At 72.6% G+C, this 21,939-nt stretch carries 20 protein-coding genes and 1 tRNA gene; 8 read left to right on the forward strand and 13 right to left on the reverse strand.

Annotation, left to right across the window (positions count from 1 at the left end):
- The first annotated feature begins 108 nt into the window (after positions 1-108).
- Positions 109-582: an ATP-binding protein gene (locus AB0H32_RS17310; protein WP_361120514.1), complete on the forward strand. Its 474-nt coding sequence runs from the start codon at positions 109-111 to the stop codon at positions 580-582.
- Between the two features lie 179 nt (positions 583-761).
- On the opposite strand, the gene AB0H32_RS17315 is transcribed toward AB0H32_RS17310, so the two are convergent.
- The 6 genes from AB0H32_RS17315 to rpmG form a co-directional block, all read right to left on the reverse strand.
- The gene (locus AB0H32_RS17315; protein ID WP_333775466.1) at positions 762-980 is read right to left on the reverse strand and encodes a DUF397 domain-containing protein; all 219 of its coding nucleotides are present in this window, start codon (positions 978-980) and stop codon (positions 762-764) included.
- Positions 981-1,177: 197 nt separating this feature from the next.
- On the reverse strand, positions 1,178-1,651 hold the full coding sequence (locus AB0H32_RS17320; protein WP_361120517.1) for an SRPBCC domain-containing protein: 474 nt from the start codon (positions 1,649-1,651) through the stop codon (positions 1,178-1,180).
- Positions 1,648-1,995, reverse strand: a complete 348-nt coding sequence (locus tag AB0H32_RS17325; protein ID WP_361120519.1) for a metalloregulator ArsR/SmtB family transcription factor — start codon at positions 1,993-1,995, stop codon at positions 1,648-1,650. The genes AB0H32_RS17320 and AB0H32_RS17325 overlap by 4 nt, the downstream gene beginning before the upstream one ends.
- Before the next feature lie 7 nt (positions 1,996-2,002).
- On the reverse strand, positions 2,003-2,377 hold the full coding sequence (locus AB0H32_RS17330; protein WP_361120522.1) for a VOC family protein: 375 nt from the start codon (positions 2,375-2,377) through the stop codon (positions 2,003-2,005).
- 218 nt (positions 2,378-2,595) lie between these two features.
- Complete coding sequence (locus AB0H32_RS17335; RefSeq protein ID WP_361120525.1) at positions 2,596-2,733, reverse strand: 50S ribosomal protein L31; 138 nt, start codon at positions 2,731-2,733, stop codon at positions 2,596-2,598.
- A 9-nt stretch (positions 2,734-2,742) separates the two neighbouring features.
- The gene (gene rpmG / locus AB0H32_RS17340; RefSeq protein ID WP_361120528.1) at positions 2,743-2,907 is read right to left on the reverse strand and encodes a 50S ribosomal protein L33; all 165 of its coding nucleotides are present in this window, start codon (positions 2,905-2,907) and stop codon (positions 2,743-2,745) included.
- Positions 2,908-2,969: 62 nt separating this feature from the next.
- Here rpmG and rpmB point away from each other — a divergent pair, with 62 nt between their 5' ends.
- The 4 genes from rpmB (at position 2,970) to AB0H32_RS17360 (ending at position 4,797) form a co-directional block, all read left to right on the forward strand.
- A complete protein-coding gene (rpmB, locus tag AB0H32_RS17345) occupies positions 2,970-3,206 on the forward strand; it encodes a 50S ribosomal protein L28 (protein WP_361120531.1) in 237 nt (78 codons plus the stop codon).
- Positions 3,206-3,511 (forward strand): 30S ribosomal protein S14, encoded by a 306-nt coding sequence (gene rpsN, locus AB0H32_RS17350; protein ID WP_361120534.1) that lies wholly within the window; start codon positions 3,206-3,208, stop codon positions 3,509-3,511. Before rpmB ends, rpsN begins: the two co-directional genes overlap by 1 nt.
- 66 nt (positions 3,512-3,577) lie before the next feature.
- The gene (locus AB0H32_RS17355; RefSeq protein WP_361120537.1) at positions 3,578-4,063 is read left to right on the forward strand and encodes a hypothetical protein; all 486 of its coding nucleotides are present in this window, start codon (positions 3,578-3,580) and stop codon (positions 4,061-4,063) included.
- A gap of 218 nt (positions 4,064-4,281) precedes the next feature.
- Positions 4,282-4,797 carry a DUF4232 domain-containing protein gene (locus AB0H32_RS17360; protein WP_361120582.1) on the forward strand — a complete coding sequence of 172 codons (516 nt, stop codon included), beginning with the start codon at positions 4,282-4,284 and terminating at the stop codon, positions 4,795-4,797.
- Between the two features lie 114 nt (positions 4,798-4,911).
- Here AB0H32_RS17360 and AB0H32_RS17365 read toward each other — a convergent pair whose 3' ends face one another.
- Positions 4,912-6,018: a DUF2786 domain-containing protein gene (locus tag AB0H32_RS17365; RefSeq protein WP_361120540.1), complete on the reverse strand. Its 1,107-nt coding sequence runs from the start codon at positions 6,016-6,018 to the stop codon at positions 4,912-4,914.
- Between the two features lie 267 nt (positions 6,019-6,285).
- Between AB0H32_RS17365 and AB0H32_RS17370 the strand changes: the two genes are divergently transcribed.
- Positions 6,286-7,065, forward strand: coding sequence for a Clp protease N-terminal domain-containing protein (locus AB0H32_RS17370; protein WP_361120543.1), 780 nt, complete (start codon positions 6,286-6,288; stop codon positions 7,063-7,065).
- A gap of 48 nt (positions 7,066-7,113) precedes the next feature.
- On the forward strand, positions 7,114-8,799 hold the full coding sequence (locus tag AB0H32_RS17375) for a bifunctional 3'-5' exonuclease/DNA polymerase (RefSeq protein ID WP_361120546.1): 1,686 nt from the start codon (positions 7,114-7,116) through the stop codon (positions 8,797-8,799).
- Positions 8,800-8,911: 112 nt separating this feature from the next.
- Here the strand turns inward: AB0H32_RS17375 and AB0H32_RS17380 are convergent, their stop codons facing one another.
- The gene (locus AB0H32_RS17380) at positions 8,912-12,307 is read right to left on the reverse strand and encodes a BTAD domain-containing putative transcriptional regulator (protein ID WP_361120549.1); all 3,396 of its coding nucleotides are present in this window, start codon (positions 12,305-12,307) and stop codon (positions 8,912-8,914) included.
- 468 nt (positions 12,308-12,775) lie between these two features.
- Positions 12,776-13,669, reverse strand: a complete 894-nt coding sequence (locus AB0H32_RS17385; RefSeq protein WP_361120553.1) for a glycosyltransferase — start codon at positions 13,667-13,669, stop codon at positions 12,776-12,778.
- A 524-nt stretch (positions 13,670-14,193) separates the two neighbouring features.
- On the opposite strand from AB0H32_RS17385, the gene AB0H32_RS17390 reads away from it, so the two are divergent.
- Positions 14,194-15,651 carry a glycosyltransferase family 39 protein gene (locus AB0H32_RS17390; protein WP_361120556.1) on the forward strand — a complete coding sequence of 486 codons (1,458 nt, stop codon included), beginning with the start codon at positions 14,194-14,196 and terminating at the stop codon, positions 15,649-15,651.
- An 11-nt stretch (positions 15,652-15,662) separates the two neighbouring features.
- Here the strand turns inward: AB0H32_RS17390 and AB0H32_RS17395 are convergent, their stop codons facing one another.
- The 4 genes from AB0H32_RS17395 to AB0H32_RS17410 form a co-directional block, all read right to left on the reverse strand.
- Positions 15,663-18,461, reverse strand: coding sequence for a SpoIIE family protein phosphatase (locus AB0H32_RS17395; protein ID WP_361120559.1), 2,799 nt, complete (start codon positions 18,459-18,461; stop codon positions 15,663-15,665).
- Between the two features lie 167 nt (positions 18,462-18,628).
- Positions 18,629-18,702, reverse strand: a tRNA-Thr gene (locus AB0H32_RS17400).
- 107 nt (positions 18,703-18,809) lie between these two features.
- On the reverse strand, positions 18,810-20,429 hold the full coding sequence (locus AB0H32_RS17405) for an alpha/beta hydrolase (protein ID WP_361120562.1): 1,620 nt from the start codon (positions 20,427-20,429) through the stop codon (positions 18,810-18,812).
- Between the two features lie 131 nt (positions 20,430-20,560).
- A complete protein-coding gene (locus tag AB0H32_RS17410; protein ID WP_361120565.1) occupies positions 20,561-21,766 on the reverse strand; it encodes a DNA polymerase III subunit delta' in 1,206 nt (401 codons plus the stop codon).
- Positions 21,767-21,939 lie beyond the last annotated feature (173 nt).

The raw sequence follows: 21,939 nt of genomic DNA on the forward strand, positions 1-21,939 counted from the left end.
GCCCTTGCATCTGCCCTTCGCATCCGAAAGCATGGTGCCGCGCCACCGCTGCATCGCAACGACCGCGAATTCCCGGGAGTGCCTCGCATGGGAACGAATGGATCGACCATGCTCAAGCCGTTACGGCAGGGTCTTCCGCCGCTCGACCCCGCGGCCGTGTCCGATGCCGCCTCCTGCGCCCTGCCCGCCCGCTACGAAGCCGTGCGCGAGGCCCGGCAGTTCACCCGCCACACGCTGGACCAGTGGGACGTCGGCGACCGCTTCGACGACGTATGTCTCGTCGTCTCCGAACTCGTCACCAACGCCCTGCGCCATGCGCTGCCGGCCGGACCGGGATGCTCCGACCACCAGTCCTCGGTACGGCTGCACCTGATGCGCTGGACCGAGCGCCTGGTGTGCGCGGTGCGCGACCCCAGCCACGAGACCCCCGTCCCGCGCGACTCGGACGACTTCTCGGCCGAGTCGGGCCGGGGCCTGTTCCTGGTCGACTCCTTTGCCGACAGCTGGGGCTGGCACCCGCTCGCGGGCTCCCTCGACGGCAAGGTCGTCTGGGCGCTGTTCCGGCTCCGGCCGACCGACTGACGGGGCATTGCACCGACGGACGCCGCGTTTCTACGCGCGTACACCCCGATCCGTGCGCGGCTTCCCGGACTCCGCCCGGCCGCCACCGGCCCGCCGTCACCAGCCCGCCGCGACAGGCGCGTCGCGCCGGGGCCGGCGAGCAGTCAGGGCCGATGAGTCGTCAGGTCCGATGAGTCGTTTCAGCCGACCACGAGATGGTCGAACTCGCCGTCCTTGACGCCGAGCAGCATGGCCTCGATCTCCGCGCGCGTGTAGACGAGCGCGGGACCGTCCGGGAAGCGCGAGTTGCGTACGGCCACGTCGCCGCCGGGCAGTCGCGCGAACTCCACGCAGGAGCCCTGCGAGTTGCTGTGCCTGCTCTTCTGCCAGGCCACGCCGTCCAGCTGCGCGGCAGCCATGCCGTTGTACACGTCGTACCCCCCGTACACGCCGTCAACGTCGCGGTCCACAGATCGCTCCCCGGTGGTGCACTGGCTGGTGAGGCCATAGATGCTGTAGTCAACTGACCCGGATCATAACCTTGTTCATATGCAGATGCTCGAGCAGATGCACGTGCACGGGGGGTGTTCCCGTGATTACAGCTTTGACGCCTGCTTTACCGAAGCCGATCCAGCGTCTGCCCCAGAGACGGCAGCACATGCCCCCTCCAACCCCCGCCCATGATCCTCCGCGCCATCAGCTGCGCCGGGTCGTCCGGGTCGAACCCTTCGTGCACTAGGAAGAGACGCGTACCGCGCCCTTCCTGTTCCAGGGTCCAGGTGATGGTCCAGTCCGCGGGATTGGCGGGATCGGCATCCGCCCACCGGAGGGACAGCATCCGTTCGGTGTCGTAGGCGAGAACCTGCACTTCTACGACGCCGGAGAAGCGGGTGTTGGGACGCGGGACCGAGGTCATCCGGTACCGGTGGCCGACCTCCAGCCGGAAGTCCTCGGCGCCGGGCATCTGCCACTCGGCGAGCAGTTCGGGCTCGGTCAGGGCCCGCCAGACCTTGGCGGGCGGGTGGGGGTAGAACTGGTCGACGCGGATCGTGGTGAGGTCGTCGGCGTCGCCGGGCGGTGCGGTGCTCATGGGTGGTCATCGTCGGGCATCCGGTCGAGCAGATCGCCGAGCCCCTTCATCCGGTCCCGCCAGAACCGCTCGTACGGATGGAGCCAGTCCTGGACCTCGGCGAGCGGGGCCGCCCGGAGGCGGTAGATGCGCTGCCGGCCCGAGCGCTGCTCGGAGACGAGGCCGGCCTCCCGGAGCACCCTGAGGTGCTCGGAGAGGCTCGGGCGGCGCATGGCGAAGTGGTCGGCCAGGCTCTGCACGGACTGCGGTCCGCTCTCGCGCAGCAGCCGCAGCACTTCCCTGCGCGTGGCGTTCGCGAGCGCGGCGAAGACGCGGTCCTCGGCGGCGGTACCCGTCCCGTTCATGGAGCGGTCAGAAGCCTTCCTTCTCCGTCAGCAGCATCAGACCGTTGCCGTCGGGGTCCGCGAAGGAGGCCATCCGCCCCCAGGGGAGTTCGTCCGGTCCCTGCACGGGGATCCCGGCCCCGGCGAGCCGGGCACAGTCCGCGTCGACGTCGGTCGTGACCAACATGATCCCTCGCGCGGAGCCGGGCTCGAAACCCCCCATCCCCGGTCCCGACAGGGTGAAGACGGTCTGTGCACCTCTGGGAGCCACCTGGAGCCAGCGGCTCTGGGGCATGACCCGGTCGGCGGTGACCTCCATTCCGAGGAGTTCCGTGTAGAAGCGCAGCGCGCGGTCCTGGTCGGAGACGGGAAGCGTGACGAATGAGGCGTGCGTGATGGTCATGTCCGCAGAATAGGTAGGCAATATCCTACGCGTCAATCGTAGGATATTGCCTACCCATAGAGCTTCACCTGCTGGAATACGACATCAGCACCCTCTCCTGGGTGTTCTCGTCGGCGCGCGCCGACCGCCGCTGCCGCCGGGCGGCGCCCCGGGGAGCCGGTCCGCGGCCGCCCCGCGGGCCGCGGTGCGCGGCCCGCCGACGACGGTCACGGACAGGTTCACGCCCCGCCCCGCTTCCCGTACCGGCGGTCGAAGCGCTCCACACGGCCGACCGTGTCCAGGACGCGGGCGGTGCCGGTGCAGAAGGGGTGACTGAAGACGCCGGGCCCGTAACCGGGGTGGGCCCCCCTGCGCATCGCGGTTCCTCAGCGCTCCTCCCGGAAGTCGACGTGCCGGCGGGCGACCGGGTCGTACTTGCGCAGCGTCATGCGGTCCGGGTCGTTGCGGCGGTTCTTGCGGGTCACGTAGGTGTGGCCGGTCCCGGCGACGGACCGGAGCCTGATGACCGGGCGGAGTTCGTTGCGTGCCATGCCGCTATAGTACTGAAAATGAAATCCATTACCAAACACTGGCGAGGAGAGGTGCGTCACCCGTGTCCGCCCACTGCATGCTGACCGGCGCCCGGCCGGGCTTCGGCAACCGCGTCTCCCGCTCCCGCCGGCGCACCTCCCGCCGCTTCGACCCGAACATCCAGGCCAGGCGCTACTGGCTGCCCGACGAGGGCCGGTACGTCCGGCTGCGGCTGAGCGCGAGGGCGGTCAGGACCGTGGACGCCATCGGCATCGAGGCGGCCGTGGCCCGGATCCGCGCCCGGGGAGTGGAGGTCTGATGGCGAAGAAGAGCAAGGTCGCGAAGAACGAGCGGCGCAAGCAGGTCGTCGCCCGGTACGCAGAGCGCCGCGCCGAACTGACGGAGATCGTCCGGCGACCGTCCGGCACGGAGGCCGAACGACTCGCCGCCCAGCGCGAGTTGCGCAGGCAGCCGCGGGACGCCAGTGCCACGCGGGTGCGCAACCGGGACCAGGTGGACGGTCGGCCGCGCGGCTTTCTGCGCACCTTCGGCCTGTCCCGGGTGAACGTGCGCGAGCAGGCTCACAAGGGATTCCTGCCCGGCGTACGGAAGTCGTCCTGGTGACGGCTGATAGCTTGCTGCGGTCTCTCCGGCCACGGGCGGCCGGCCACCGAAGCTTGGGAGCTTGACGTGACGACGGCGACTGCAAGGGTGCGGACGGCGGCCGCGGCCGCGGGGCTGGTGGGCGCGCTGGTCCTGACCGCGTGCAGCGGGGGCGGCTCCAAGGACGGCTCCGCGTCCGGTTCGAGCGCGACCCCGAAGCCCAGCGGCAGCGCGACGGGCGCGGTGACGGGCGCCTCCGACTCGCTGCAGGGCAGTTGGATCACCACCAGCAAGGGCAAGATCGTGGCCCTGGTGGTCACCGGGAAGAAGGCCGGGCTCTTCGCGACCGGCGGATCCGTGTGCAGCGGCACCGCGGGCGCCGAGTCGGGCATGCAGATGATCCATCTGACCTGCACCGACGGCAGCAAGGACCGGGTCACCGGCATGGTCGACTCGGTGAACAAGGACGGCATGAAGGTGACCTGGTCGGGCAGCCTCGGCCAGGAGACCTACACCAAGGCCGACGGCGGCAAGCTCCCCTCCGGGCTGCCCTCGGTGCCCGCCACGTCCTGACGGCCCGCCCGCCGTGTCCTGACGGCCCGCCCGGGGCGGCCCGCGGCGTCCTGACGGCCCGCCCGAGGCGGTCACCTTCCCGGCCGCTTCCTCCCCGGCGTCAAGCGCGGGCCCGTCCTCGCCGGAATGAGGTGAATTCGGCCGGGCCGCGTGATCGGGCCCGGGACATATGGGCCATGATGCGGGAAGACCGCCACGACCTCGATGGGGACCTGCTCATGCGCGCCATTCCGCTCACCGTCACCACCCTCGCCGCCGCTCTCCTGCTGACCGCCTGCAACGACAGCGGCGGCGGCAAGAACGGCAAGAGCAGCTCCGCCTGCCAGATCGGCGGGGTGTCGGTGCAGATCGGGTCGGCGAGCATGGCCCCGAAGGCGGGCGACACGGGCGAGGTGCCCGTCAGCATCACCAACCAGAGCGCCCCCTGCGTCCTGGACCACTTCCCGGACGCCCTGCTGCACACGGGCGGCACCGACGTGCAGGTGCCCGTGCAGCCGGGGGCGAAGGCGCAGAAGCTGAAGCTCGCCAAGGGCGACTCGGCGAGCTTCACCATCACCTACGTGCGCGGCAAGGAGGGCGACAAGTCCAGCGTGGCGGCGAAGAGCGTGAAGATCGCCCTGCCCGGCTCCGACTCCGCCCGGAGCTACCCGTGGTCCTACGGTCCCGTCGCCACCAAGGGCGGCTCGACCACTCCGGACGCCTCCATCAGCGCCTTCCAGCAGGTCGGCGACTGATCATCCGCACGACGGCGCGAAGCTGCACGGCGGCACGGGACCTCACGGCGGCACGGGGCCGCACGGCAACACCGGACCTCGCGGCAGCACGGGACCTCACGGCAGTGCAGGGCCTCACGGCAGCCTGGGGCGGGCTCTGACCTGGGCCCGGTCCGCCGCTCGTGCACCCTCCGTCCAGCCGGCCGCGTCGCTCACGCCGCGCAGCCGGGTCGTGGTCGTCTCGGGGAACATGCGCTCCAGCCGGCCGGCGACGGCGATGTCCCGGGTGGCGAGGACCGGCAGCAGGTCCTGGGTCACCTGGGTCTCGGCCGCCGCCGCGAGCCGGTCCCCGACACGGTGGGCGTAGGCCGCGAGGAACGACTGCCGGAAGGTCTTGGTCCGCTTGCGGCCGCCGGCTCTCTGGGCGGCCTCCGCCTTGCTCATGGCGTGCGTGGCCTGCACCAGCAGCGAGGTGTAGAGCAGCTCGACCGCCTCCAGGTCCGCCTCGAAACCGACGACCGTGGAGAAGGCCAGCGGTTCGTTCCACACCGCGCGGCAGTGGTTGGCGGTGGCGACTGCGTCCAGGAGGACCGCCTTGGCCTGTTCGTACGGCGGCTCGACGCCTATGCGGCAGGCACCGGGCGCGTCCGGCGCGGGAGCACCGGCGGACAGCAGCGCCTCGTCGATGCTGTGCCGGGCCATCAGCTCCTGCGCCTTGGCGCTCAGCGCCTCGGCCTCCTCCGGATACCCGGTCGCCTCGGCCTTGGCGAGCAGGGCGCGGATCCGGGTGAGCATGCGCGAGGCGGCGGGCCCGTGCACGCGGCGGGGTTCTTCCAGGGGCTCCAGGGCGGGCAGGCGCAGCAGCAGGCGGTACAGCTGCAGGACGGCGGTGGCGTGCGAGAAACGGTCGCCCGGGCGCGCGGGGTCCGCCGCCAGGGCCTCCAGCTGGCCGGCCCAGCGGTGCCCGCGCGGGCGGTCCCGCCCTGCCTGCGCCCGGATCAGGCCCGCGGCCAGACGTACGTGGAGGTCGTCCAGCTCCCGCCGCACCAGCCGTACGACGTCCGCGGGCTGCCAGCCGCGCTGCCAGGCGGCCGCGACGAACTCCTCGCCCCGGCGCGCGAGTTCGGCGTCCGCGGCGAGGTCGGCGGCGAGCAGGGAGGCGCCCGTGTCGAGTCCGGTGTCCGTGTCGTCGTACAGGGCGGCCCGCAGGGCCCGGTCGACGGTGCTGGCAGTGCTGGTCACACCGTCGATCGTGCCACGCGCCACGGACAGCGGGACCCGAGGCTGTCCACACCCTGTGGACAGCCTCGGGAGCGGCGCGACGGGGCCGGCTCCGTCGTACTCCCGGAGCGGCTCGGAGCGGCACCGTCATGACCTTGCTCACCCCCGGGGCGATCCTCTTCGACACCGCCTTCCCGGTGGCCGGGCACCGGACGGCCGGGCCGGGAAGGAAAACCCGACTGTCAACCGCTGGTTGACAGTCGGGGGGTGGCAACCTACGGTTGACACATGGCGAGCAATCCGAACATCACGGCATCCGTACGCCTCGACGACCTGATCGCGGCCATCAAGACGGTGCACACCGAACCCCTCGACCAACTCCAGGACGCGGTGATCGCCGCCGATCACCTCGGTGACGTGGCCGACCACCTGATCGGCCACTTCGTGGACCAGGCCCGCCGCTCGGGTGCGTCCTGGACCGACATCGGCAAGAGCATGGGCGTGACCCGGCAGGCGGCGCAGAAGCGGTTCGTGCCGAAGGAGTCGGCCGACCTCGACGCGGCCCAGGGCTTCAGCCGCTACACCCCCCGCGCACGGAACGTGGTCATGGCCGCCCACAACGAGGCGGTGGCGGCACGCACCCCCGAGGGCCGCCCCGAACACCTGGTCCTGGGGCTGCTGGCCGAGCCGGAGGGCCTGGCCGCGAAGGCGATCACCGCGCAGGGCGTCGTGCTGGACGCCGTACGCCAGGCCGCGGCCGCCGCGCTCCCGCCCGCCGCGGAGGAGGTCCCCGACCTCGTCCCCTACGGCCCGGAGGCCAAGAAGGTCCTGGAACTCACCTTCCGCGAGGCGCTCCGGCTCGGGCACAACTACATCGGCACCGAGCACCTCCTGCTGGCCCTGCTGGAGCACGAGAACGGCGAAGGCGTCCTCAGCGGGCTCGGCATCACCAAGGAGGCGACCGACGACTACGTCGGCAGGATTCTGGCGTTGCTGCTGGAGCAGCAGCAGGAGGCGCCGACGGCAGCCGGGCCGAAGACCGGCCCCATGGACCGTAGGGAGGACTGAAGCCGCAGGTCAGGCCGATTGTCAGTGCAGCCTGCCACACTCACGGATATGACCGACCGGTGGGCACTCGCGCCGGCCGAGGACGGTGGCGTGGACGTCGCCCCCCTCGGCCCGGACGGGCTGCCCGCCGGTCCGGTTCGGCGGGAGAGCGATCTCGCCGGGGCGGTGCGGAGCCGTCCGGAGGTGTCACGCTGGGTGTGGCGGTCGACCGCCGAGGTCTACCCGCGTCTGCTCGCCACGGGGGTGCGAGTGGAGCGGTGCTACGACATCGAGGACGCCGAGACACTCCTGCTGGGCCACGAGGGCCGGTCCGGCGAGCCACGCTCGGCCGCCGCCGCCCTGGCCCGCCTCCGCGGCGGCCCCGTACCGCCCGACCCGCCCCAGCGCTCGGCCGAACCGGGCGCCCAGTCCCCGCTGTTCGAGCCGTCCGGCACCCGCATGCCCCTCGACGACCTCCTCGCGGTCTATGCCGAGCAGCAGCGGCGGCACGAGAAGACCACCCACCCCGACCGGATGCGACTGCTGACCGCCTCGGAGTCGGCGGGGATGCTGGTGGCGGCCGAGATGAACCGGTCCGGCCTCCCCTGGAGCGCCGAGGTCCACCGCGAGCTGCTGCACGACCTGCTCGGCGAGCGGTACGCGGGCGGCGGCGAGCCGCGCCGCCTGGCCGAACTGGCGGACGAGGTGTCCGCGGCCTTCGGCCGCCGGGTGCGGCCCGACCTGCCCGCCGACGTGATCAAGGCCTTCGCGCAGGCCGGGATCAAGGTGAAGTCCACCCGCCGCTGGGAGATCCGGTCCCTCGACCACCCGGCCGTCGAACCCCTGCTGGAGTACAAGAAGCTGTACCGCATCTGGGTCGCACACGGCTGGTCCTGGCTGCAGGACTGGGTGCGTGAGGGCCGGTTCCGGCCGGAGTTCCTCGCCGGCGGCACGGTCACCGGGCGCTGGGTGACCAACGGCGGGGGCGCGCTGCAGATCCCCAAGGTGATCCGGCGGGCCGTGGTCGCCGACCCCGGCTGGCGGCTGGTCGTGGCCGACGCCGACCAGATGGAGCCGCGCGTGCTCGCCGCGATCTCCCGCGACCCCGGCCTGATGGAGGTCGCCGGCCGGGCGAGCGACCTCTACCAGTCCGTCTCCGACCACGCCTTCTCCGGCGACCGTGACCAGGCCAAGATCGCCGTGCTCGGCGCGGTCTACGGCCAGACCTCCGGCGACGGCCTGAAGAACCTCGCCGCGCTGCGCCGCCGCTTCCCCCGCGCGGTCGCCTACGTCGACGAGGCCGCGCGGGCCGGGGAGGAGGGCCGGCTCGTACGCACCTGGCTGGGCCGCACCTGCCCGCCCGCCGCCCCGGCGGGCGAGGACGCGTCGGAGGAGGCCGGCATCCCGGTCGGCGAGGACGACTCCGAGGGCCAGGCCTGGGTCCCCGGCTACGCCTCCACCAACTCCCGTGCGCGGGGCCGCTTCGCGCGGAACTTCGTCGTGCAGGGCAGCGCCGCCGACTGGGCCCTGCTGCTGCTCGCCGCGCTGCGCCGGGCCTGCGCAGACCTCTCGGCCGAGCTGGTCTTCTTCCAGCACGACGAGGTCATCGTGCACTGCCCGGCCGAGGAGGCCGACACGGTCGTCCGGGCCATCCGGGACGCCTCCGACCTGGCCGGACGGCTGACCTTCGGCGACACCCCGGTGCGCTTCCCGTTCACGACGGCGGTGGTCGAGTGCTATGCCGACGCCAAGTGAGCGCCGTTGACGGCACGGTGAACCCCGTTGACGGCACGGTGAATTACATTCACGGCAGGGTGAACTCCGTTGTCGGCACGGCGCATTCCGTTCACGGCACGTCGGCCTCCGTTCACGGCGCGCTGCAGTCGGCCAGCAGCTCGCGCAGCTCCTCCAGCACCGTCTGCTCGTCCGTTCCGGCCAGCGCCGTGAGAGCCGCGCGCCAGGTGTCGTACGCCTCCGGCCGCCGCCCCTGCTCGCGCAGCAGAAGCCCGTGCTGGTGGCGGGCGAGGCCGCCGATGTAGCGGTCGGCCCGGGCGTCGGCCCGGTGCAGCAGCTCGGTGCACTCGTGGGTGGCCCGCTCGGACTCGCCCAGCTGCCGCAGCGCGCGGACCAGACCGAGCCGGGTCCGTGACTCGCCGTGCCAGTCGCCGTGGCCGCCGAGGATGCGCAGGCTCTCCTCGAAGTGCCGGGCCGCGGAGGCCGGTTCTCCGAGGGTGAGCTGCGCGTAGCCGATGTTGCAGTGCGCCGAGTGCTGCACGATGACCGCGCCGATCGCGTCCCCGATCGCCAGCGAACGCCGGTGCTGTTCGATGGCGGACCGCGGGTCGGTGTGCTCGTAGAGGTTGCCGAGGTGGCTGTAGGTGACGGCCTCGCCGTAGGGGTCGTTCAGCCGGCGGGAGTAGCCGAGGCTCTGCCGCAGCGCCTCCCCGGACTCCGCGAACCGCCCGAGCCCCTCCAGGAGCAGCCCGCGGTTGTTCAGGCTGCGCCGGATCCAGGAGACCCTGCCGAGCCGCCGCCAGATGACGAGGGCCTGGTCGGTGAGGGCGAGGGCGTCGTTCTGCCGGCCGGTCAGGAAGTGCAGGCCCGCGAGGTCGACCAGCGCGTACGCCTCCGCCGGCGCGTCCCCGAGCCGCCGTGCCGTACCGAGCGCGGCCCGCCCCAGCACCTCCATCTCGGCGACCCGGCCGCTGCGCTGCACATAGGGGAAGAACAGCCGTACGAGCGCGGAGAGATGAGCGGCGCGGCGCTCGTCGGCCGTGTCCGCGTTGCGCTCCACCAGCGCGACGATGTTCTCCAGCTCCACCTCGCCCCAGGCGAAGGCCATGTCGGTGGACTCGAAGGTCGTCAGGGCGGCCACGTCCGCCGCGTGCTCCGGCGGCTCGGCGGCGGTGGGCCGCCGGCGGTCCTCCTGGTCGAGCCCGGCCTCCACGATGGCGACCAGGACACGCTCGGCGACGGCGGAGTACCAGCGCAGGGCGATGAGATCGGCGTCGGCGCAGGGCTGCGGGCTCTTGCCGGCCAGTTCGCGGGCGAAGTCGCGCACCAGGTCGTGCGGGGTGTAGCGGCCGTACGACGTCTCCTCCAGCAGGGCCACGTCGACCAGCCGGTCCAGCGCGGCCTCGGCACGGCGCTCGTCGGTGCCGGTGAGGCGGGCGATCAGCGGGGCGCCGTAGGTGGAGAGGTCGAGGGCGCCGATGTGGCGCAGGACGAGGGCCGCGTCCCGGTCGGCCTCGCGTTCGGCGGCGGCGAGCGCGTCGTGGGCGACGGCCAGGGAGCGGCGGACGCTCAGGTCGTCGTACTCCAGGTGGTGCAACCGGCCCTCGGTGGCAGCCAGTTGCCCGGCCAGCACCTCCGGGGTCAGCGCCCGGCGGGCGGCCAGGCGGGCGGCGACGACCCGCAGCGCGAGCGGGAGTCTGCCGGTCAGCTCGACCAGGGCGTGGTCCGCATGGAGCCCCGCGCGTCCGCTCACCGCGCGGAGCAGCGCCGCGCTGTCCTCCCCGCTGAGCGGGCCGAGCGGGAAGCGGCGGGCGCCGTCCAGTGCGGTCAGTGGCGAGCGGCTGGTGACGATCACGGCGCAGCCGGGGCCGGCCGGCAGCAGGGGACGCACCTGGGCCGCGCTCGCCGCGTCGTCCAGCACCAGGAGGATGCGGGCCGGGGCGAGGAGCGAGCGGAGCAGGGCGGCGGCCGCGTCCGGGTGTTCGGGGATGTTGCGGGGCTCGGCACCGAGGTCGCGCAGGAGTGCGGTGAGGGCCTGGGCGGTGGTGAGCGGGGGCATGCCGGGGGTGGCGCCGTGCAGGTTGACGTACAGCTGGCCGTCGGGAAAACGCTCCCGCAACGCATGGGAGACGTGGAGGGCGAGGGCGCTCTTGCCGACGCCGGCCATGCCGCTGACCACGGCGAGGCGGCTTTCCTGGGTGGCGAGGGTCTGCTGCAGCTCGTGGAGTTCGGCGGCTCGGCCCGCGAAGATGGCCGGGGCGGGGGGAAGCTGGGCCGGGGCGGGCGGCCCCTGGGGAGCGGATGCCGCACCGACGGGTGCGGGTGCGCCGTGGGGGGCTGATCCGCCGTCGACAGGTGCCGGAGCGCCGCGAAGGGCCGACTGGGCGTCTGCGCGTGCCGGTGTGCTGTGGAGACCCGACTCGGCATCGGCGCGTACCGCTGTGCCACGCAGAGCCGGCTCGGCGTCGGTGCGCGGCCGGGGAATCGGGGAGACCGGCTTGCCGTCCGCCGCGGCGGGTGCCCTGGGCGGGGTCGGGGTCGGTTCGCCGTCGGCGCAGGACGGAACACTGTCGGCCTGCGCGGGGGCGGGTCTGCGCGGGGGCAGAGGCACGGGTCCGGCGGCCGGGTTCTCGGGCTTCGGGGGCGAGAAGGTGCGCAACACCTCCAGGTGGGCCTCGCGGACTGTGTGGCCGGGCTCGACCCCGAGTTCCTCGACGAGGCGGGCGCGCAGGTCGCGGTGGACGGCCAGGGCCTCCGCCTGGCGGCCGGTGCGGTACAGGACGAGCATGAGCTGGCGGTGGTATGCCTCACGCAGCGGATGCTCGGCGACCAGCGCCGTCAGCTCCGGGACGAGCCCGGCCGTCCGGGCACCGCCGAGGGCGAGTTCGGCGTCGTACCGCCACTCCAGCAGGAGCAGCCGTGCCTCCTCCAGGCGCTGCACGAAGGCGTAGCCGCCGAGGTCGGCGGGGAGGCCGCTGAGCGGTGTGCCGCGCCAGAGCGCGAGCCCGGCCGTGCAGGCGCGCACGACGACCGCCCAGTCCCGCCGGGCGTGCGCGGCACGCGCCTCGACGACCCGGGCGTCGAACACGTGCACGTCCAACTCGCCGTCGTCGACCCGCAGCAGATAGCCGGGCGGTACGGCCCTGAGCCGCTCGGGGTCGTCCAGGAGACGGCGCAGCCGGGTGACGTGGTTGTGCAACGAGGCCTGCGCCGAGACGGGGGGTGCCCCGCCCCACAGGACGTCCTTCAGGGACTCCACCGACACCACCCGGCCGGCCTCCAGCAGCAGCGCGGCGAGCAGGGCACGCACCTTGGGGCTGCCGATGGAGTGCACGAGGTGGTCGGGGGCGGCGTCGTGGGCGTCACCCGGTTCCGCGTCACCGAATTCCGCGTCACCGGGCTGCAGGGGGACGCCGCCGGAGGCGCCCGCCGAGGCAGCCCGGGCGGCGTCGTGCGAAATACCGTACGGCGGTCGGTCGTAGAGGATGGGCGGCCCCAGGAGTCCGAAACGCAGCTTGCATCGCCGCATCACGCCGCCACTGCCTTCCCGCGGTCCTGTCCGACCGTGCTGTGCGGGCGCGCGCCCGCCGTTCCCTGGCGGAATTCCGCCCCGTCCTCAACGGTTTCCCGCCGCATGCCTGCCGGTCGAGGCCGGACTCCGTTAGGGTCCGGCTTGCTGCCGCCGCCTCCGGACGGCTTCCGGCCAACCGGTTCGCGGCCTGCGGAGGAACCGTTGGCCACATGTTAGCGATCTGTTGGTGAGCCCTGATGTGATCATTCCATCGGATCCGGCTCATCGGCGCGCGCGCTGTGTCGCGCAACTCGGGGGAGTGTCGCCGCAGGCCTGGTCCGGGGACGTGAGTGGGCCCCGGTCGGCGGAGGTGAACGACCGGGGCCCTGTCCCGCACCCTCGCATCCCCGGCTCGGACCCTGCTCGATGTCTGCTCAGACCCCGTCGGCCCCTGCCCGGCCCCCTCGAACCCTGCGTGCCCGCGGCTCAGACGACGGGCGGGCGCCCCAGCCGGGTGAGCCGCCACACCGTCCGCCAGTGCATGGGCCGGCGCTCACCGGCAGGCTCCCGCAGCCCCTCCATGAATCCACCGAACCAGGCGCGCAGCCCGGCCACCGACCGGGTGCGGGCGAGGGTGAGCAGCGTCCACACCCCCAGATGCACCGGGATGAGCGGCAGCGGCAGCCGGCGCCGGACGAGCCAGACGCGGTTGCGGGCGTTGACGCGGTAGTAGATGGCATGCCGGGCCGGCGAGGTCTTGGGGTGCTGGAGGAGCAGTTCGGGGACGTAGCGGATCCGCCAGCCGGCGTCGGCGGCCCGCCAGGCCAGGTCGGTCTCCTCGTGCGCGAAGAAGAACTCGGCGGGCCAGTCACCGGTCTCGGCCAGCATCTCCATGCTCAGGGCGTGTCCGCCGCCGAGGAAGCCCGTCACGTCACCGCCGCGCATCGGATCGGACTTGCCCACCCTGGGCACGTGCCGCTGCTGGGTCTCGCCGTGCTCGTCGGCGATGCGGAAGCCGACGATGCCCAGGCGCGGGTCGGCCGCGTACAGCTCACGCACCCGGCGCAGCACGTCGACGTCCACGAGCAGCCCGTCGTCGTCCAGTTCCACCACGACGTCGACATCGCCGTACTCGCGCAGCCGGGCGAGGGCCACGTTCCGCCCGCCCGGGCATCCGAGGTTCTCCTCGACGTCGATGGTGGTGACCCGGCCGGGCAGGGACAGCCGGGCGGCGAACTCGGGCAGCCGGCAGCCGTTGCCGACGATCACGATGCGGGCGGGTTCGATGTCCTGCTTGGCCACGGACTGCAGCAGGGCGTCGACTTCGGCGGGCCGGTTGCCCATGGTCACCACGGCGACCGCGATCCTCGGCTCCACCACGTCCCTCACCCCATCCGGCAGACGGCGGCACCGCGTCCCGACCGCGCAGTGCTCGCCGTTCACCAAGATGTTGCCTCAAGGGTGCCGGTTCACTGGAGCCCGGTTCACTTGACAGCCCCTTTGCTCTGGTTTTGTCCGTGCGTTTGCTTGCCTTTCCCTGCGCACTGCGCGAGGCCCCGCAACCCGGCGGACGCCCCCGGGCACCGCGTCCGGGCCCACAGGACCGGGCAGCCGCGTTCGGCCGGCACCGCCGGGAGGCGCGCGCCGGCCGGAGGCCACGAGGCGGACGAGGGCCACCCGGCCACGAGGCGGGCGAGGGCCGCCCTGCCATGCACCTCACCAAGGATCCCCGCTGCTGCCGGACACCCGCCCGGGTGATGGATCTTCTCCCGCTCTCTCCTCCCGCCGGGCCTGCTCCTTTTCCCGCTCGACGCAACCCGCCGAGCCGCCCGGGGACTCTTCCTGACGACCGCGCACCGCTCACGACCGGTTCGCACCACTACTTCGGGGGCCTCGACAACTTCATGACATCCCACATAGCCGTCCGGCGGCGCCGCCTGCCCAGGCTGCCCATCTGGTTGCTCCCGGTCCTGTGGACCCTGGCCCTCGGCCTGTGGGGACTGGCCCGCCAGCACAGTGTGTGGCGGGACGAGGCCGCGACCTGGCAGGTGGCCGAGCGGTCCGTCCCCGAGATCTCGCGCATGCTGAGCCATGTCGACGCCGTGCACGGCCTCTACTACCTGCTGATGCACGGTCTCTTCGAGGTCTTCGGACCCGGCACCACGACCCTGCGGCTGCCCTCCGTGCTGGCCATGGCCGTGGCGGCGGCCTGTGTGACGGTCATCGGCCACCGGCTGGCCGGACCGTGGACAGGACTGGGCGCCGGCCTGGCCCTGGGGCTCCTGCCGGCCGTGCAGTTCTACCTCCAGGAGGGGCGGCCGTACGCGCTGGTCGCGGCCGGAGCGGCGATCTCGACGCTGCTCCTGGTGACTTCGCTCAACGGCCGCTGCCATGGGCTCCGTTGGGCGGCGTACGGCGGCGCCGTCCTGCTGTGCGGCCTGCTCAACTGGCTGTCGCTGATGATCCTGCCGGCGCACGCGGCGACCCTGATCTGGACGCGGGCCGGGCGCCGGGTGTGGATGCGCTGGGCAGCGGCCTCGGCGGCCGCCACGACGGGTGTGCTGCCACTGATCCTGTTCAGCCGGAGCCAGTCCGACCAGATCTCCTGGATCCCGCCGCTGACATGGCACATGCTGATCGGCCCGGCGGTACTGCTGGCGATCGGCGGCCTGGGAGCCCTGCTGGACCGTCCGCAGTCGGGCCGCCTGTCGGCCGCGGCCGTCGGCCTGCCCCTCCTGGCGCTGCCCCAGCTCACCCTGATCGGGCTCTCCCTGATCCAGCCACTGTTCCTCGACCGCTACGTGCTGTTCAGCCTGCTGGGTCTGGCCCTGCTGATCGGGGCGGCGCTGGGCGGCGCGGTACGGGCGGCCGCGCCCCGCTTCCCGCGAGCGTCCCGGTGGATCCTTCCCGTGGCTCTCGCCGCGGCGCTGGTGGCCCTGCTGCCGCAGTCGCTGGCCAAGCGTTCCGCCTCCAGCCGGGTGGACGACGTCCTGTCGGTGGCGGCGGACGTACAGCGGCTCAAGCAGACCGGGGACGCGGTGCTCTTCGTACCGGCCGCGCGGCGCGACACCGCGCTGGTCTCCCCCGGGAAGTTCACCGGCCTGAACGACATCGCCCTGCGGGACGGCCCCGAGGACTCCGGGACCCTGAAGGGTGTGGAGGCCGGCCCCGACCGGATCCGCGCGGCGATGCTGGCCCAGCACCGCATCCTGCTGGTCACGGACGCGACCGAGGTCGCGAAGCCGGTGTCCGCGGAACGGGACAGGGTGAAGACCTCGGTGCTCAGGAGCTACTTCACCGTGGTCGCGGACGAGCAGGTACGCGGCCGCAGGGTGACGGTGTACGAGCGCCGCGCCCATTGAGCGGAGGACGGTCACCCGTGATCGTCGAACTGGTCGAGGAGGAAGTCGACCGGTGCGTGGCTCGTGGCGGCGGACGTGCCGTCGTGGAGGGACTGTTCCGTCCAGATGACCTTGCCGCGCGCCGTGTACCGCGTTCCCCATCGCTGGGCGAACTGCGCCACCAGGAACAGTCCCCGCCCGCCTTCGTCCATGGTCGCCGCCCGCCGCAGACGCGGCGAGGTGCCGCTGCCGTCCGACACCTCACAGATCAGACAGCGTCCGTGCAGCAGTCGCACACCGACCGGCGGCGAGCCGTACCGGATCGCGTTCGTCACCAGTTCGCTGAGGATCAGTTCCGTGGCGTATCCGGTCTCCTCCAGTCCCCACTCCCGCAACGTCTCCCTGCACCGCGCCCGCACCGAGGGAACCACCGCCGGGTCCGACGGCACCTCCCACTCGGCCACGCGCGAGGGCGGGAACATCCGGGTACGCGCCGTCAGCAGCGCGATGTCGTCGAAGGAGTGCGACGGCTTCAGCGCGTCGATCAACGCCTGACACGTCTCCTCCGGGGTGCGGCGCCCGGAACCGTCCAGTGCCCGGCGCAGCCTCTCCATCCCGACGTCGATGTCGTGGGTGCGGTCCTCCACCAGGCCGTCGGTGTAGAGCACCAGTTGTGAACCCTCCGGCAGGGAGAACTCGGCGGTCTCGAAGGGGTAGCCGCCCAGGCCGAGAGGCGTCGAAGCCGGGACGCCAGGACAGGTGACCGTCCCGTCCGGACGCACCACCACCGGTTCCGGATGTCCCGCGCGGGCCATCGTGCAGACTCCCGCCACCGAGTCGTAGACCGCGTAGAGACAGGTCGCGCCGGTCACCCCCTCCCCCTCGTGACCGTCGGCGGCATCGCCCGCCTTCTCCTCGTTGTCCATGCGGGCGACGAGGTCGTCCAGGTTCCCGAGCACCTCCTCCACGGGGAGGTCCAGGGTGGCGAAGTTGTGCACCGCGGTGCGCAACCGGCCCATCGTCGCCGCCGCGTGCAGCCCGTGACCGACGACGTCACCCATGACCAGGGCCACCCGAGCGCCCGGCAGCGGAATGACGTCGAACCAGTCCCCGCCCACCCCGGCCTCCGCGGGCTGATACCGCCAGGCCACCTCGAGTGCGTCCTGGTCCGGCTGTGCCCGCGGCAGCAGACTGCGCTGCAGCGTCACCGCCATCGCGTGCTCCCGGGTGAACCTCCGGGCATTGTCGATGGCCAGGGCCGCCCGCGCGGCCAGTTCCTCCCCGAAGGAGAGATCCTCCGGCTCGAACGCCGGGGAATCAGCCGTCCGGTAGAAGTTCACCACGCCCAGCGGTACGTTCCGCGCCCGCAGCGGTACGGCCAGCAGCGAACGCAACCCGCACTCCAGGGACTTCCGGGCGCGCTCCGGATCCTGTTCCCGCCAGCCCTGTGCCTGCCGCAGGTCCGTCTCCAGCACGACCCGGCGCTCCTGCAGCGTCCGCATCTGCGGCGTCCGGTGCGAGAACGTGATCACCTCACCCACCGGATACACCGGGATCATCCGCTGTTCTCCGCCGATCGCGGCCCGGCGCAGATGCCGCCAGCCCTCCGCAGTCGGCTCCCAACCCCTCAGTACCGCGTCGAGCAGGTCCACCGTCACCAGGTCGGCGAACTGCGGCGCCACAACGTCGGCCAGCTCCTGGGCCGTACGCCCCACGTCCAGAGTCGTGCCGATCCCCACCCCGGCCTCGTACAGCAGCTTCAGCCGCTCCCGCGCGACCGCGGCGCGCCCCGAGACCGCCGCCAGCTCCGTGGTGTCCCGCAGGGTCACCACGCTGCCTCCCCGGTCGGCCTGCGGGTACGTCGGCCGCTTGTTCACCGCCAGCAACCGGTCCCCCACGAGACGCACCTCATCGGTGACCGCCTCCGGCGACGACAGCAGTCGCGTGATCGGCTCCGCCAGTCCCAGCTCCCGCACCGGGCGCCCCCGCGCGCCCGCCGGCAGTTCGAGCAGCCGTGCCGCCTCGTCGTTGGCCAGCAGCAGTCGTCCGTCGGCGCCGGTGATCAGCACTCCTTCCCGCACCGCGTGCAGGACCGCGTCGTGGTGCTCGTACAGCTGCGCCAGCTCCGCGGGAGCCATGCCGTGGGTCTGCCGCCGCAGCCGCCGGGACACCAGCGTCGTTCCCGTCACGGCCAGCGCCAGCGCGGCCGCACCGCTGCCCAGGATGATCGGCAGCTGCGGCAGCCACAGTGCCGCCACGTTCTTGACCGTGATTCCGGCGGAGACCAGGCCGACCACCGTGCCGTGCGAGTCGGTCACCGGGACCACCGCCTGCACGTCCGTCCCCCTGCCCGCGGGCAGCGGCGGCCCGCCGGCCTGCTCGACGACGGTGCGGCCCTTCAGTGCCGGTGCAATGGTGCCGACGAACTTCTTACCGATCTCCCGCGGATAGGGATACGTGTAACGAATCCCCTGCGTGTTCATGGCGACGATGAAGTCCACGCCCGCGCGTTTGCGGGCCTCCTCGGCCCGCGGCTGGAGCACTGCCGTCGGATCACGGCCGCGCAGCGCCTCGGCCGTGCCGGGGGCACTCGCGAACGCCTGGGCCGCGACCACCGCATCACGACGCCCCTGCCGCACCGCGTCACGCGCCGTCTGGAGCACCATGGCCCACACCGCGACCACGACCAGCAGGACCACGATGACGACCTGGAGAAGGAACACTTGACCGGCCGCGCTGTGCAGGTCCAGCAGGGAGTCCCGGTGTTGCCGTGAGCGCCCGTTGAGCGGATGACGTTCCGGGCTCCGAGGGCGCCCGGAAAATACCTCCATACACCCTTGATAGCACCGCTGCGCGGAAGCCGACCGGCAACACCTCCGGACGGGGCGGCGCGGCGGACGTGACCAGCGGCGGCGGGAACGCACCCGGCACTGCCGTCGCCTCCACGGAACGACAGAACCCCAGGTCAAGTAGTGCCTGACCTGGGGTTCCAGAAGAGAGCCGCTTTCGGGATTCGAACCCGAGACCTACGCATTACGAGTGCGTTGCTCTGGCCATCTGAGCTAAAGCGGCGCGCTGCCCGCACTATGGTGCGATCAGCAACGTCGGTAAGTCTACACAGTTTCCGAGGGTGCTTCGCACACGCCCCGGAGCACGGGATCCGGGGCGGGCGCGAGGCGCTATGAGCAGCGCTTTCCGTGGGCCGGCGGGGTGCCGTGCAGGAGGTAGGTGTCGATCGCGGAGTCGATGCAGGTGCTGCCGCGGCCGTAGGCGGTGTGGCCGTCGCCGACGTAGGTCAGCAGGTGGCCCGAGGCGAGCTGGCGGGCGAGGGACTCGGCCCAGGGGTAGGGGGTCGCCGGGTCGCGGGTGGTGCCGACGACCACGATGGGAGCCGCGCCCTTCGCCTCGATGCGGTGCGGCTCGCCCGTGGCCTTCACCGGCCAGTACGCGCAGTTCAGCGAGGCCCAGGCCAGGCCCGCGCCGAAGACCGGGGACGCCTTCTCGAACGCGGGCAGGGCCTTCTTCACCTGCTCGGGGCTGGTGAACGCGGGTGACAGGTCGAGGCAGTTCACGGCGGCGTTGGCCATCATCAGGTTGCTGTAGTGGCCGTTCGCGTCGCGCTCGTAGTAGCTGTCGGACAGAGCCAGCAGGCCCGCGCCGTCGTTGTTCTTCATCGCCGAGTGCAGCGCCTCGCGCAGCTCTCCCCAGGTCGCCTGGTCGTACATCGCCGCGATCACCCCGGTGGTGGCCAGCGACTCGGTGAGCTTGCGGTGGTCCGCCGGGATGGGGTGGGCGTCCAGCTTGCGGAAGAAGGCCGTGAGGTGGTTGCCGACCTGCGCGGGCGTCGTGCCCTTGCCGCCGAGCGGGCAGTCGCTCTGCCGTACGCAGTCCTTCGCGAAGGCCTGGAACGCCGTCTCGAAGCCGGCCGTCTGCTCCAGGTTCAGCTTGCGCGAGTCGAGGTCCGGGTCCATCGCGCCGTCCAGCACCACGCGGCCCACCCGGTCCGGGAACAGACCGGCGTACGTCGCCCCGAGGAAGGTGCCGTACGACGCGCCGACGTAGTTCAGCTTCGGGTCGCCCAGCACCGCCCGCAGGACGTCCATGTCCCGGGCGGCCTCGACGGTGGACACGTGCCGCAGCAGGCGCGCCGAGTGCGCCCCGCAGCTCTCGGCGAGCTTCTTGTACTCGCCGACCAGCGTGTTCGTCTCCGCCTGGTCGTCGGGGGTGGTGTCCGTCTGGGTGTAGGTGTCCATCTGGCGCCCGCTCAGGCATTCGACGGGCTCGCTGCGGGCGACGCCCCGCGGGTCCATGGCCACCATGTTGTAGCGGGCGCGGACGCCGGCGGGGTAGCCGATGCCCGCGTACTGCTGGAGGTAGGCGATCGCCGAGCCGCCCGGGCCGCCCGGGTTGACCAGCAGTGAGCCGAGCGGTTTGCCCTTGCCGGTGGCCTTCTTGCGGGCGACGGCGAGCCGGATGTCGCCCGCGCCGGGGTGGGCGTAGTCCAGCGGGGCCTTCATCGTGGCGCACTGGAAGCCCGGGGCGCCGCAGCTGTGCCAGCTCAGGTGCTGTGTGTAGTACGGGGACAGTGCCGACGGCGTGGCACGCGGCAGTGCGGCCAGCGCCGCCTCCGCCGCATCACCGGACGACGTGGTCGAGCTCCCGGAGGAACAGGCGGACACGAGCAGCGCGGCGGCCGCGAGGAAGATGCCCGAGACGCGCGCGGTCGTCCGGGTTCGGTTTCCGGTCCGAGTTCCGGTTCGGGTCCGGCGGTTCCGGCGGAGGGATGACCAGGTGTGCATCGGACGAGCGTAACGGTGAGCAACGGGGTGGGTGCGGTGCGTGCGAGCCATGGCCTCGTACGGGGGATACGGCGCGGGCGGGCCGTGGCCTCGTACGGGGGATGCAGTGCGTCAACCACCGTACGCCCGGTTCACCCCGCCCGCAGGGCCATCGTCATCGCCTCCACCGCCAGCAGCGGGGCCACGTTGCGGTCCAGCGCCTCCCGGCAGGCGGCGATCGCCTCGATGCGGCGGAGCGTGGACTCCGGGCTGCTGCCGCGCGCCAGCCGGTCCAGGGCGTCCTCGGCGTCCCCGTTGGCGATCGCGACCCGGGAGCCGAGCTGGAGGGCGAGGACGTCGCGGTAGAAACCGGTCAGGTCGCCGAGGGCGACGTCGAGGCTGTCGCGCTGCGTACGGGTTCTGCGGCGCTTCTGCATGTCCTCCAGGTCCTTCATCACACCGGCCGTACCGCGCGGCAGCCGACCGCCCTGGGCCGCGCCCAGCGCCGCCTTCAGCTCCTCGGTCTCCTTGCCGTCCATCTCCTCGGCGAGCTGTTTGGCGTCCTCGGCGGCCGCGTCGACCAGTTCCTGGGCCGCCCTGAGGCAGGCACCGACCTCGTCCACACGCAGCGGGAGCTTGAGCACGGCGGCGCGGCGCTCGCGGGCCGCCGGGTCGGTGGCCAGGCGGCGGGCCCGGTCGACATGGCCCTGGGTGGCACGGGCGGCGGCCGTGGCGACGCCGGGTTCGATCCCGTCGCGGCGTACGAGCATGTCGGCGACCGCGGCGACCGAGGGCGTCCGCAGATTCAGGTGGCGGCAGCGGGAGCGGATCGTGGGCAGGACGTCCTCGATGGAGGGGGCGCACAGCAGCCAGACCGTACGGGGGGCGGGCTCCTCCACCGCCTTGAGGACGGCGTTGGCCGACTTCTCGTTCAGCCGCTCGGCATCCTCGACCAGGATGATCTGCCAGCGGCCGTTCGCCGGGGCGGTGAACGACTTGCGGACCGTGTCCCGCATGTCCTTCACCAGGATCTCGGAACCGACGGCGGCGACCGTGGTGACGTCCGCGTGGGTGCCGAGCAGGGCGGTGTGACAGCCGTCGCAGAAGCCGCAGCCGGGGGACCCGCCGAGCGCGCGGTCGGGGCTCACGCACTGCAGGGCCGCGGCGAAGGCCCGCGCCGCCTGGTTCCGGCCCGCGCCGGGCGGGCCCGTGAACAGCCAGGCGTGGGTCATCTTCGACGCCTCCGGCAGCGGCTCGGCCGCCGCGGCGGCCGTGACGAGGGCGTCGGCGTCCCGCGCGGCGGCGTCGAGCACCGCGCTCACCTTCTCCTGCCCGACGAGGTCGTCCCACACGGTCATGGGTCACGCCGCCCTTCCGTCACACTCCGCGTTCCGCAATCCATTGTGCGGGTCGGCACTGACAGAGCGGGGCCGCGGACAGCATGCGGCGGCGCCCATCGGTTCTCCGACGGGCGCCGCCCCATGTCCGCACTCGTCCGCTCGGCCGCGACCGACGGCCGCGACCGAGCGAG

The organism is Streptomyces sp. NPDC020362 (assembly GCF_040642095.1).
Taxonomy (GTDB): Bacteria; Actinomycetota; Actinomycetes; order Streptomycetales; family Streptomycetaceae; genus Streptomyces.